Source organism: Mycobacterium sp., assembly GCF_035314905.1.
Lineage (GTDB): Bacteria > Actinomycetota > Actinomycetes > Mycobacteriales > Mycobacteriaceae > Mycobacterium.
In genome coordinates, this window is record NZ_DATFYW010000226.1 from 1 (window position 1) to 12773 (window position 12773).

11 protein-coding genes and 1 pseudogene are annotated in these 12773 nt (G+C 67.7%); 7 read left to right on the forward strand and 5 right to left on the reverse strand.

What is annotated here, in order from left to right; genetic code table 11:
• The 5 genes from VKG81_RS19825 to VKG81_RS19845 all read left to right on the forward strand — a co-directional run.
• Positions 1 to 1030: hypothetical protein (locus VKG81_RS19825; protein ID WP_414685340.1), on the forward strand; the 1030-nt coding region annotated here is incomplete at its 5' end.
• A gap of 44 nt (positions 1031 to 1074) precedes the next feature.
• Complete coding sequence (locus tag VKG81_RS19830) at positions 1075 to 2352, forward strand: Dyp-type peroxidase (protein ID WP_324398436.1); 1278 nt, start codon at positions 1075 to 1077, stop codon at positions 2350 to 2352.
• 47 nt (positions 2353 to 2399) lie between these two features.
• Complete coding sequence (locus VKG81_RS19835; protein WP_324398437.1) at positions 2400 to 3464, forward strand: extracellular solute-binding protein; 1065 nt, start codon at positions 2400 to 2402, stop codon at positions 3462 to 3464.
• Positions 3461 to 5101: an iron ABC transporter permease gene (locus tag VKG81_RS19840; RefSeq protein WP_324398438.1), complete on the forward strand. Its 1641-nt coding sequence runs from the start codon at positions 3461 to 3463 to the stop codon at positions 5099 to 5101. The genes VKG81_RS19835 and VKG81_RS19840 overlap by 4 nt, the downstream gene beginning before the upstream one ends.
• Entirely contained in the window at positions 5098 to 6138 is a 1041-nt protein-coding gene (locus tag VKG81_RS19845; RefSeq protein WP_324398439.1) for an ABC transporter ATP-binding protein, read from the forward strand. Before VKG81_RS19840 ends, VKG81_RS19845 begins: the two co-directional genes overlap by 4 nt.
• Here VKG81_RS19845 and VKG81_RS19850 read toward each other — a convergent pair.
• Positions 6135 to 8048, reverse strand: coding sequence for a CocE/NonD family hydrolase (locus tag VKG81_RS19850; protein WP_324398440.1), 1914 nt, complete (start codon positions 8046 to 8048; stop codon positions 6135 to 6137). The genes VKG81_RS19845 and VKG81_RS19850 overlap by 4 nt on opposite strands.
• Before the next feature lie 84 nt (positions 8049 to 8132).
• On the opposite strand from VKG81_RS19850, the pseudogene VKG81_RS21600 reads away from it, so the two are divergent.
• Positions 8133 to 8240 (forward strand): annotated as a pseudogene (locus VKG81_RS21600) (hypothetical protein); the annotation flags it as partial.
• Positions 8241 to 8556: 316 nt separating this feature from the next.
• On the opposite strand, the gene VKG81_RS19855 reads toward VKG81_RS21600, so the two are convergent.
• From VKG81_RS19855 to VKG81_RS19870, 4 genes are all read right to left on the reverse strand, one after another.
• Positions 8557 to 10128: an AMP-binding protein gene (locus tag VKG81_RS19855; protein ID WP_324398441.1), complete on the reverse strand. Its 1572-nt coding sequence runs from the start codon at positions 10126 to 10128 to the stop codon at positions 8557 to 8559.
• The gene (locus tag VKG81_RS19860; protein ID WP_324398442.1) at positions 10125 to 11003 is read right to left on the reverse strand and encodes an SDR family NAD(P)-dependent oxidoreductase; all 879 of its coding nucleotides are present in this window, start codon (positions 11001 to 11003) and stop codon (positions 10125 to 10127) included. Before VKG81_RS19860 ends, VKG81_RS19855 begins: the two co-directional genes overlap by 4 nt.
• 71 nt (positions 11004 to 11074) lie before the next feature.
• On the reverse strand, positions 11075 to 11623 hold the full coding sequence (locus VKG81_RS19865) for an XRE family transcriptional regulator (RefSeq protein ID WP_324398443.1): 549 nt from the start codon (positions 11621 to 11623) through the stop codon (positions 11075 to 11077).
• 163 nt (positions 11624 to 11786) lie between these two features.
• Positions 11787 to 12431, reverse strand: a complete 645-nt coding sequence (locus VKG81_RS19870) for a DUF2510 domain-containing protein (protein ID WP_324398444.1) — start codon at positions 12429 to 12431, stop codon at positions 11787 to 11789.
• 184 nt (positions 12432 to 12615) lie between these two features.
• On the opposite strand from VKG81_RS19870, the gene VKG81_RS19880 reads away from it, so the two are divergent.
• Positions 12616 to 12773, forward strand: a 158-nt coding sequence (locus VKG81_RS19880) for an SRPBCC family protein (RefSeq protein ID WP_324398445.1), incomplete at its 3' end; no start/stop codon positions are given.

A 12773-nucleotide genomic window follows, 5' to 3' on the forward strand; every position in this document is an offset into this window, starting at 1 on the left:
GGGTTCGTTTCTGCAGGGCAAGACCACGGTGACGATGATCGCGTCGACCACGCCCGACAACGGCGATGTCAATCCGTATGCCATCTGGCCGGTCACCGCCGACATGGGTTCGCTGCACGCGGGAGACGTTCTGGTGGATAACTTCAACAACAAATCCAACAACCAGGGCACCGGCACCACCATCGTCGACGTGCATCCGGACAAGTCGGTCACTGTTTTCGCCGCCCTTCCGCAGACGCTGCCCGGCTGCCCCGGCGGTGTCGGCTTGACGACGGCGATGGTCGTTCTCAAAGACGGGTGGGTGCTGGTGGGCAGCCTGCCCAGCACCGACGGCAAGATCGACACCGCCGGTGCGGGCTGCCTGATCGAGCTATCGCCTACCGGCCAGGTTGCCGGAACCCTGGCCGGTGACTATCTGAACGGCCCGTGGGACGCCACGGTGGCCGACAACGGCGACACCGCAACGCTATTCGTTACCAACACACTCAACGGCATCAAAGACGCTGGCGGCAACACCGTCAACCAGGGCAACGTGGTGCGGCTCAGCCTCAGCCAGACCCCCAGCAAGGCGCCGGTCGTGACCAACCACGTCGTGGTGGCTGATTCGCTGCCGGAGCGCCGGGACGCCTCGGCGTTCGTCAAGGGCCCGACCGGGCTGGCGCTGGACCCCGCCGGCACCCTCTACGTCGGCGACAACCTCGGCAATCGGGTCGCCGCGATCACCAATGCGCTGAACCGCACGGACTCGGCCGGCGCCGGCGCCACCCTCAGCGCGGGAGGTCAGCTGGCCAACCCGCTGGGAATGGACCGCGCACCCAACGGCGATCTGCTGGTGGCCAACGCGACGAACGGCAAGATCGTCGAGATCACCGCGGCCGGTGCGCAGGTGGGCGAGTACTACGCGAACCAGGATGTCGCCCAGGATCCCCCGGGCAACGGCAACCTGTTCGACATCGCCGTGAACCAGGGCCACGACGGAATCTACTTCGTCAACGACGACACCAACACACTCTCGTTGCTGCACGGATGAGCGCTGACGCACCACCACCGTCGCGGCGGCTATCACGGCGCCACATGTTGCAGGGCGGCCTGTTCGTCGGCGGGGCGGTGATCGGCGGGGCCGCCGCGGCCACCGCCACCGCCGCGCTGAACACCGGCGCCCGGCCACCCGGCTCGGAAGTCGAACCGTATTACGGCCCTCACCAAAGCGGCATTGTCACCGACACCCAACAGCACACCGTGCTGGCCGCGTTCGACCTGAACACCACATCGCGCGAGCATGTGACCGAGCTCCTGCGGCGCTGGAGCGACCTGGCCGCGCAGCTGACACAAGGGCGATCGGCGACCATTCCCATCTACGAACCGGCGGACACGCCCAACGCGTACGCCGACACCACCGGCAAGTCCACCAGGTCGGACTCGCTGGAGGCGTGGCAGAGCGGCCCGAACCGGCTCACGCTCACGATCGGCCTCGGCCGGACACTATTCCTGCGCGACGGGACCGACAGGTTCGGGCTGGCCGCCAAGCTGCCGGCGCAGCTGGTCGAGCTGCCGCATTTTCCCGGCGACCAGCTGGCCCCCGATCAAAGCAACGGCGACCTGTTGATTCACGCCTGCGGCGATGACCTGCAGGCCGTTTTTCACGGGGTGCGCTCACTGGCCCGCGTCTCGCCGGACATCGCGACGCTGCGGTGGACCCAGATCGGCTATTCGCCCAGCAACAACGCGGGCACGCCGCGCAACCTGATGGGGTTCAAGGACGGCACCATCAACTCCAACGCGCACCCGCCCGCTGACCTTGACGCGCCCCTGTGGGCAGGCTCCGACGGGCCGGCCTGGATGGGCGGCGGCAGCTACCTGGTCTACCGCAGGATCCGGATCACCCTGGAGCACTGGGACCGGCTGCCGGTAGCCGCTCAAGAGCAGGTGATCGGCCGGCAAAAGGTTTCCGGCGCCCCGCTGGGCGCCTCGGGGGAGTTCGACGCCCTCGATCTGGCGGCCCGTGACGGCGCCGGACAGTTGCACATCCCCGAGACCGCCCATGTGCGCCTGGCCGCGCCGGAAACCAACGACGGGGCGGTGCTGATCCGCCGCGCCTTCTCCTACAACAACGGCACCACGCAGTTCACCGAACGCTGGCCGCCGTGGCGCCAGGCGCTCGAATACGATGCCGGTCTGCTGTTCTTGGGCTACCAGCGCGATCCGCGGACGGCGTTCGTGCCGATCAACAGCCGGCTGGCGATCAACGACGCGCTCAACCAATTCATCACCCACACCGCCAGCGCGGTGTTCGCCCTGCCCCCGGGCGCACCCGCTGCCGGCCACTGGGTCGGGGAGACGCTGTTCGCCTGATCGCGCCCATGCCCCGTTCCGCTATCTCGTCGCCCACCAGGAGACCAATGAACCGGATCATCTCGAACAACCGCGGCCGCCGGCTGATGATCGCCGCGGGGACAGTCGCACTCGTGACGCTGACCGGCCTGGTGGCCTCCTGCGGCAAGCCGTCGTCATCTGGCTCGTCAGGGACCGAGTTGACGCTGTATTCGGCTCAGCACCAGCAGACCACGAACGCGCTGGTGAACGGGTTCACCAAGCAGACCGGGATCAAGGTCAACGTCGTCAACGGTGACGAGGACGCCACCACCGCCAAGATCGAGCAGGAAGGCGCCAAGTCGCCCGCCGACCTGGTGTACACCGAGAACTCGCCATGGCTGGAGCAGCTGGACCAAAAGGGGCTGCTGGCCAGGGTCGACGCGTCGACCCTGGCGGCGGTGCCCAAACCCGACAGCGCAGCCAGCGGTGATTGGGTGGGCGTGTCGGCCCGGATCAGCGGCATCACCTACAACACGAAAAAGCTTCAGGCCGCACAACTTCCGCAGTCGATCATGGACCTGGCCAATCCGGTGTGGAAGAACCGCATCGAGATCGGGCCCGCGGAGACCGACTTTTGGCCCGTGGTGAGTTCGGTGCTGCACACGTACGGCCAGGCGAAAACCCTCGACTGGCTCAACGCGCTCAAGTCCAACGCGGGCAGCAACGACAATGTGCCGTCCAATGAGACTCTGGCCGCCGACATCAGCCAGGGAAACACCGACCTGGGCGTGCTCAACCAGTACTACTACTACCGGCTTCGCGCTGAGGTCGGCGCGAACGTGATCGGCTCCCAGTTCGCGTTCTTCGCCCCCCATGACCCGGGCTACGTCGAGAACATTTCCGGCGCAGCGGTTTTGGCGTCGAGCAAGAACCAGGCGGCGGCGCAGAAGTTCCTGCAGTTCCTCACCGGCCAATCCGGTCAGACCATCCTGGCCGCCAGCGACAGTTTCGAATACCCGCTTGCCAACGGGGTCGCGGCCAACCCCCAGCTGCCCCCGCTAAACACGTTGGCGCCCAATGCGTTCAGCGTCGCCGATCTGGGCACCGGTGAGGACGCCAAAGCACTGCTGCAGCAGGCCCAACTGTTGTGAACCTCGTACGCACCGGATGGCCGCCGGGCAGGCTCGTGTTGACCCTGCTCGGTGGCTGCATGGCGGTGTGCCTGACCGCCCCGATCGCGGTCCTGGTGGTCGATGCCCGTGACGCCGGCTGGCGTGAGATCCGAACAGTGCTCTTCCGCCAACGCTCCTACGACCTGCTGGCCAACACGATCACCCTGACCGTGCTGGTCTGCATCGCCGCCGCGGTGGTCGGCACCGCGGCGGCGTGGTTTTTGGAGCGCTCAGCGGTGCCGATTGCCCGGGTCTGGACCGCGCTGCTGATCCTGCCGATGGCGATGCCCGACTTCGTGGTCGGATTCGCCTGGCATTCCGTGTGGCCGACCATGCCGCCGCTGGCGGCGGCAACGGCGATCATGACGCTTTCCACCTACCCGCTGGTCTTCCTGCCCGTCGCGGCGGCCCTGCGGCGCAGCGATTCGGCCCTGGAGGATGTCGCGCGCGGGCTGGGCACCGGGCCGCTGGCGACTTTCATGCGTGTCACCCTTCCGTCGATTCGGGGCGCGATCGGCGGCGGCGTCCTGTTGGCTGCGCTCGTGGTGATCTCCGAATACGGTGCCTTCGAGGCGGTGCGGTTCCACACGCTGACCACGGAGATCTTCACCGAATTTCAGTTCGAGCCACGCGCGGCGGCCGCATTGTCGATCCCGCTGGTGCTGCTGGGGCTGGTGGCCATCAGCCTCGACGCCGCAATCCCGCGGCGCCCGAGCGGGTTTCGCGCGCAGGCCCGCACCAGCCCGGCAGGCCGGGCAGGTCAGCGGGCCACGGGCGCGGCCAGGTTGGCGATGGTCGCCTTCGCCGTGACCGTCGCGGCGGGGATGATCTTCCCCGTAGTGGTGCTCTTCTATTGGATGCACCAAAGCCAGCGCACCACCTTGCCCGCTGTGGCGGGCCTGGCAACGGCGACCGAGACGACCTTCGCCTACAGTGCGCTCAGCGCCGCGACGGTGCTGGTCCTCGCGACACCGCTGGCTTACCTGGCCGTGCGTTACCCGTCGCGGGTCTCGGTCGCCCTACAGAAAAGCACATTCATCAGCCGCGCGGTGCCCGCGGTGATCGTGGCGCTTACCCTGGTGTATCTGGCGATCAACTACCTCTTCCCGCTCTATGAGACGAGCTGGCTGGTCATCGCCGCCTACACGGTGCTGTTCTTCCCGCTCGGCCTGGTGTGCGTGCACACTTCCGTCGCAGTGCTGCCACGCGAGCTCGGCGAAATAGCCCGGTCGCTGAACCGCGGACGCACCTACGTGTTCCTGACGGTCACGCTGCCCCTGATCGGTCCCGGACTGATCGCTGGGTTCTGCCTGGTGTTCGTGACCGCCACCACCGAGCTGACCTCAACGCTGATGCTGGCACCGGCTGGGGTGAAGACCCTCGCCACCCAGTTCTGGGCGTTTCAGACCGAGAGCTCATATGGTGCCGCCGCGCCGTACGCGCTGGTGATCGTCGCGGTGGCCGCACTGCCGGGTGCGCTCCTCGGCCTGTGGTTCGACCGGCGACCGCGCGCTAGTCGGCCCGACGCAGGAACTGCGGATGGCGAAATAGCAACGCGCAGAACGGCCGCCGTTCGGACCCCGTCGGCGGCCCTGGTCGCGGAGGCGCTGCCGTGAGCGCGATCGCCACTGTGGGCGCCTGCAAGTCCTATGGCACCACACCGGTGCTCAAGGACCTCAACCTGCGCGTACCGGCCGGGACCATCACCGCGGTGCTCGGCCCGTCCGGCAGCGGCAAAACCACCCTGCTGCGCTGCATCGCCGGGTTCGAACGGCTGGACGCGGGCAGCATCACCATCGGGGGCACGGTCGTCGATGACAGCAGAACCGCGGTCCATGCGCAGCGCCGCGGTATCGGCTACGTCCCACAGCACGGTGCGCTGTTTCCGCACCTGCGCGTACACGCGAACATCGGTTTCGGGCTTCGCCGGTCCGACCGCGGGCGGATCGGCGAGCTGATCGACATGCTCGATCTACAGTCGCTGGAACACCGGTTCCCCCACGAACTGTCGGGCGGCCAGCAGCAGCGCGTCGCGTTAGCCCGAGCCCTGGCCCCCCGACCGGAGGTGGTCCTGCTCGATGAGCCGTTCGCCTCACTGGACGCGGCGCTGCGTGTCAGCCTGCGCCGGCAGGTTGCGCAGGTCCTGCGAAATGTTGGCGCCACTGCGATTCTGGTGACCCACGACCGCGGGGAGGCCCTCGCCGTCGCCGACCAGATCGCACTGACACGAGGCGGCCGCATCGCGGCCGTCGGCCGCCCCCGCGACCTGTATGCCACACCGGCCGACGAGCCGGCCGCTCGGTTCCTCGGCACGGCAAACCTGATATCAGCCAAAGTAGTTGCGGGCCAATTATACTGCGATATTCCGATGCCGCGGCGGGTCGTGGACCTGGCCGACGGCTCCTACACCCTCATGTTGCGACCAGAACAACTCGCGATCGCTACCCAACCCACAGCTAACACCATCAAAGCAGTCGTCGTCACCGTCACGTACACGGGCCCCGCATCGGAAGTGCGCCTGCGCATCCACGACGACCCGGCAACCGAACTCGTGGTCGAGGTCCCGGGGCAGGACGAAATCAAAGCCGGACAACCGGTCTGGGTGCACGCCACCCATACCGGGGTCGCCTGGCCGGAGTTATCCACCGGTTAGCTACCCAGTGGTGTGCTCATCGCCTGGTCCGCAAATGCGCCGCGTGCTTGCGGGCGGTGGTCCCCGGTGCAATCCCCGGGTAGGTACTCACCCAACGTGTCGGATTCTCGCTTGTTTGGCGGACGTGGTTTGTCACTTACGTCGGACCGCGGGCTTGCCCCGGGTTCGGATGCGCTTTGTGATGGCTCCTGCTGTTGGGCGGCGAGCAGCGGCGTGAGCAGAAAGTTGTCCTGACCCGGGCCGACGTGCAGGGTGGTGACGCCGGCGAAAGTCTTCGTGGGCCGGTCGGTTTCGTCGGTGTGGAAGAACAGCGTGACCGGGGAGCCCGGTTGCTCGGGGCGGGTGAAGTCGCTGCCGCCGATGGTCAACGCCAGCCGGTATCCGGCGGGCAGGTGCATGCCGGTGGGCCAGATCTCCACGTCGACCGGGTAAATCTGTCCGGGCCGCACGGGCAGCCGTTCGTCGTGGGTGTGCCAGGGCCGATAGGGCACCGACCGGGCGGGGTCGGTCTTGCGATGCGACAGGCGCAGCCAACCGTTGGACAGCACCTGCGCGGCGGCAACGGAACCGATCACGGTGACTTCGGTGCCGTCGGGGGCGAAGACGCGCAAAGTCAGGAACAGGTCCGCATCGGCTGCGGTGGTGGACACCTGCAGCCGCGCGGTCAGCGGTCCGACCAGGTCGACGTCGTGATCGAGCGAGCCGGTGGTGACGGTGATCCCTTGGCCGGACGCATCGAAACCGATCGTGCCCGCCGCGGTCGGAGGCTCCCGCGACAGTAGTCGGTCGGGGTGCAGGTGCAGCCGGGTCCATTCAACCCCGCGCGGCGGCCACACATCGGACGTGCGGCTGCGGTGGCTGCCGTCGGGGTGGGGCAGGTGCATGAGGACGCGCGGGGTATCGGGCCAGCCGTTGTCCTCACCCTTGAGGAAGTGGTTGAAGAACCGTTGCTGCATCGCGACGCTGTCCGGCAGGTAGAACCATTCCTCGTGTCGGCCGGGGTGCACCTCGAGCCACTTGTCACGGGATCCGGCGCCGGTGAAGCCCTCGAAGTTCCCGCGCCCGTGCAGACCTTGGCCGAACCAGTTTGCCGCCGACAGGACCGGCACGGTGATCTTGTCCGGCTCCGGGGTGCGAGCGCGGTACCAGTCATCGTCGAGCAGGTGCTCGCGGGCGGCGGGCAGCGGGTCGGTGCGCCGGGCGGCCAGCTGCTGCTGGGTCAACGTCTGCTTGCCGGTGGCCGGTTCGCCAGTCCAGGGGTTTGTCGGCCCGTTGTCTCCGAGGTCGTGCTGGTTGGACAGAACCTGCAAGGGATACCACAGCTCGTAGAACACGTTGCTGAGGATGCCTCCGTGGCGGGTCATGTCCCGGTAGTGGTCCAGGGCTCCTTCCCAGGGGCAGATCGCCCCCAGGTGCGGCGGTGCCAGGGCGGCGACCCGCCACTGGTTGATGGCGTAGTAGGAGATCCCGCACAATCCGACCTTCCCGGTGGACCATTCCCTGGTGCCGGCCCACTCGACGGCCTGGTAATAGTCGAGGGTCTCCTGCTCGGACAAGACCTCCAGGTGGCCCTGCGAGGTGCCGGCGCCTCGCGAGTCGACCCGCACTACGGCGTATCCGGCCGCCGTCCACAACTGCGGATCGACGGTCTCGAAGGTCATGTAGACACAATCGGACAGCCGCGTAATCTCCGGGTGCTCGGCGATGAGGGTCTGCCAGCGCGCGGCGTACGGCTCGTCCTGGAATCGGCGTGCTTTCCCGTAGGGTCCCATCGTCATGATGACCGGCACCCGGGCATCGGTGTCGGGGCGGTACACATCGGCTCGCAGCACCACGCCGTCCGGCATCGTGATCGGCGTATCGAAACAGACCAGCATCCCGTCGCGAACCGTGGACTCGTTCTCGCTCACCGCACCTGCTCCCCGGCCGGGATAACGGTCAGCTCAGGCTACCCCCTGGGGATTCCGACAAGTTAGTGAGAATCCCCGACCGACATGATTCTGAAATGCTCCAAAACGTGGCGTAGTAGCTCCCCGGTCACCGATGTGGAATTCGGCCCGGGCGGGGCACGCATCGCCTCCAGAGCCGACGACCACACGGTGCGGGTGTGGGACGTTGCGACGTTGCGACCGATCGGAGCGCCGTACAACGCGCACACCCAATACGCGCTTGGGGTCGCGTTCAGCCCGAATGGGAAACAGCTTCTGGTCACCGGCCCGTCCGCCATGCAGGGGATTTTCCCCCGTCCGGCGGTGTCGGCCTGGCCCTCGTTGGTGTGCGCCAAACTGACTCAGAACATGAGTCGTCAGCAAAGGCGCCAACTTGTGCCGGGCGTGAACTATGTCCAACTGTGTCCGGGGCTTCCCATCGCCCCGACAGTCAAGGCTCGTGATCAGTGCGGCATGGCGGTGCATCCCCTCAACCCAACGTCGGCAGTTCGTTGCGCAGGATCTTGCCGGCGGGGTTTCGCGGGATGCTCGCGACGATTCGGACGTCCCTGGGCTGCTCGAAGCGAGACACCCTGTCCTTCAGGTACTCCCGCACCGCTGCTTCGGAGATGCCGCTGCCGGGCCGTGCGACGATGAATGCGGCCAGGCGATGTCCGAACAGCTCGTCGGGGACCCCGACGACCGCGTTGTCGGCGACGCCGGGGTGTTCGGCGAGTGCGTTCTCGACCGCGCGGGGATAGACGTTCTCGCCGCCCGAGACGATCATGTCGTCTTCACGGCCGACGATGAACAACCGACCCGATTCGTCGAGATAGCCCATGTCGCCGGTGCTGGTCATGCCGTCGACGACGGCTTTCGCCCCCCCGCCTGTGTAGCCCTCCGACGCCAGCTCGCCGCCGACGAAGATGCGTCCGGTGATGTTCGGGCCGACGGGGCTGCCGAGGTCGTCGAGGATGCGCACGGGGCAGCCGGCAACCGGTTTGCCGACGGTTTCCGGGGCGTCCCGCAGGTCGGACGGCGTCGCCAGGGCGCCGATGCCGACCTCGGTGGAGCCGTAGCCGTTGTAGAGAATGCCGCCGTAGGTGTCCATGAACCGTTGCGCCAGGCTGGGATCCAACCGGTCCCCGCTGGATATCACCACGCGCAGCGAGGGCACCGGGTTTCGGGCCCGCACCGCGTCGGGAAGCTCGAGGATGCGCGCCAGCATCACCGGCACCGCGGTGAAGGCGTCGGCGCGATGCAGTGACGCCTGCGCGAGCGTCGTCTCGGCGTCGAAGCGCCGGTGGGTCAGCACGGTGCCGCCCAGCGCCGTGGTCAGCATCAGCATGCCCAGACCCAACCCGTGAAACATGGGCACCGCCACTGCGATTCGGGAACCCGTGGTGAGCCGTGTGCGGTCGAGGATGGTCACCCAGACGCCGACGGCGGAACCCATTCGGGGTGTCCGGGGTACCCCTTTGGGCTTGCCTGTGGTTCCTGATGTGAGAAGGACGATCCGACCGGGCGCCGCCACCGCGGGTCGCCGATCACCCCCGCGCGTCTTGTTCGCCGCCGGGTCCACGAGCGTGACTGCCGCCCCGGTGGCCCGCACACCGTGTGCGAACTCGCTGTCGCAGACCATCGTCTCGATCCGGTGCGCGCGCAGCGCGGCGGCCAGCGCATCCGTGCGGAAATCGGTGTTGACGAGCACCACCTCGGCGCCGACCAGCGCCGCAGCGAACACCGCCGCGATGAAGCCGCGCCCGTTGCGACACGAGATTCCGACCGCCCGCCCCGGTTCGACGCCGTGGCGGCGGAGCTCGTGGGCCAGCGCTTCTGTCTTTGCCTGCAACTCGCGGTAGGTGACGGTCCCTTCGTCGTCGATGACCGCCGTCCGGTTTGGCCACCGGGCCGCCGCGACCGCCAGCAGTGTGACCGGATTCGTGCCGCTGCGGCGTGCCTCGCGAAGCAACCGCACCGCGGCAGCCGGGCCCGGGGGACGGAGCAGCCCGGAGCGCAGCAATGCCCGGGCCGCGGTGGTGAGCACGCTCCCGTTGGTCATCGCCGCATCGCCCGGCCGCTGCCGGAGTCGATGGCATACCGGGACCACAGCCGGGCTGCGCGATCGATCGGGCCGGCCAGCAGCACCGAGGCCAGTTCGGCGGGCCACACCCAGGGCGGCGCGATCGTGCGGGGCCGTTCGATGATCGCCTTGGCGACGACGTCGGCGGCCTGATCGGGATCCAGGCCGGGAAGTTTGCCCAGGATCGGTGTGGGCTCGATCATCCTGGTGCGGACCAAGGCGAAGTAGATCGAGGTGACGTCCACGCCGTCGGCGTGCAATTCCGGTGCGACGCTGCGCAGCCAGCGGTCGAACGCCCCTTTGGATGCCTGGTAGGCGCCCCACTGCGGCCCGGGCGGAACGCGCACGGCGACGCTGGAAACATTGACGATGTGCCCGCCGCCGCGCTCTCGCATGGCGGGCAGCAGTCCGAGCAGGAGCCTGATCGGCGCCAGGTAGTTGATGTCGATCGTGCGTTCGAAATCATGCGGCCGGTCGTACTGCTGATGCAGCGACCGGCGGATCGACTTGCCCGCGTTGCTCACCACGATGTGAGGCGGACCGTGGTCTTCGATGATCTGTTTTACGAGCGTGCCGACCTGCGCCTCATCGGTGAGATCGGCCGGATAGGCAACTGCGTGTCCGCCGCCGGCGCGGATCGAGGCCACCCCCTCGTCGAGCTTGTCCGCCGACCGGGCGACCATCAACGCGGTCGCCCCCGCCGCGGCCACCGTGCGCGCCGTCGCGGCGCCAACTCCGTACGACGCCCCGGTCACCAGCACGGTCTTGCCCGATACGGCGCCGCGCAACTTGTCGAAATCGCCCACCTGCGCCGGGTTGGCGAGTCTGTCGATTGCCTTAGCCGCCAGCTTCATCGAACACCGAGCATAGGGCGCGCCATCCGGGCCGCCGATCGACGGCCTGCGCAGCGCCCCGGCTGTTCGGGCTAGCCGACGTCGCTCCCGTTCCACGCCATCGACTCGTCGAGGGTCTCGGGGTCCGGTCGGTGGTGGAACGCGGCCGCGGCCATTTCGGGCGAACCGCCCAGGGCCTCGATGAGCTGCTTGACCTTCACGGCCTCGTCCTCGGTCGGGATCTCACCGGCCTCGAGGTCGTCGAGGAGATCGGCGCGCAGCCCGACACCGTTGGCCGCCTCCTGTGCAGAGATCCTGGCGCGCCGGCGGGCGACGTACAGCCGCTGCCCCAGGGTGGACCCGGGGGCTGCCGCGGCTCGGCCCATCAGGTCGTCGTATTGGCGGCGCACCTCGCTCAGCGCGACGATCACCGCCGGCGTGGTCCGGCTCCGGCCGGCCGCTTCAGTCAGCGAGACCTGCAGCTTGCGCAGGCCCGAGAGAATCACCTCCACCCGGCGGGGAAATTCGAGATCCTCGTGATGAGGCAACGAATCGATCGCCGACACGTACATGTGCATCGCCGCCTCCGCGAGACTGACGATGATTGGTGCTTCGCCCTCATCCGGGTGAGCTTGTGCCATGGCCGCCCTCTAATTTCGTCGTCCGGTACGCAATGCGCGGGATCGTTTGTGCCTGAATCGTCGGCGATCGTGAAGACCTCCGCGGACGAGAGTATTCGCAGGCCAACCCGTTGTATACCGGAAGAGCCGCATCGTGACCGATGCGGACGCCGGCAACCGGAATTCAGGCAGCCGGATGTGCCGACGGCGCCTCGCCGGGCAGCACTGCGGTCAGCGGCGCGGTATCGGCAGAAGACCCCCTGGTGGGCAGAAGGTCAGGATCGGCGTACCAGGTGGGCTTGTTCATCGCCAGGGCGAGGTGGGCGAGGTAGTCGATGAGCGGTTCGGGGCCGCACTCGCGATAGCCGGCGTAAACCTCGCCGTCGAGGAACGACACGTAGATGAACCGGGGACCGATGTAGAACCTGTCGGTCAGCAGAGCGCTTTCGTTGACGTCTTTGAATCCTGCTGTTCGGCCCCGACCCTGTTCCCAGATCTTGCCGTCAGCCGTCAGCAGGCTGCAGAAACCGCCGGCCCTTTTGAGCACGAATCCGCGCGGCGATCGCGAGCCGCCATCCGATTCATCACGAGCGGACGGGTAGCTCGGTGCATCGTGTCGAATCAAGTACTGAGCCAACCCGGCAAGCGCCGCTTTGACCAACGGCACCGCATCGTGCGCCCAGCGCAGGTGTTGCGCGGCACGCTGCGACGACGGCGGGGTTTCCGACACATTCCAGGTCCACGCGCCACCGTCCCACCACCGCAGGGCCGCCTGGTGCCACGGATCCGGGTACCAGTCAGCGGGCGGCACGCTCGGGGCTCTTTCCATATGGGAACAGCATGCGTGATCTTTCTTCCCGCGCGCTAGGAGAGCGGCGCCGGCCCGGAGCGCACCAGATCAACGCTGGCGGTGACTATTTCACCGAGCTCACCTGTGCAGCCGTCATGACCCCATTTCTCGACTGCCACCGCAAGTGCCGCGGAGGCTGGACCTTGGCTGTACCATCTGGTACATGAATACCGTGAGCAATGTCGAGATCGACGCCCCGGCGCCGTTGGTGTGGGAGGTCTTCAGCGACGTCGGGCGCTGGCCGGAGTGGACGGCATCGGTCACCCGCGTTGACGCGCTCGACGGTCCCGGCCTGGGCGTGGGCCGGCGCTTCGCGATCTC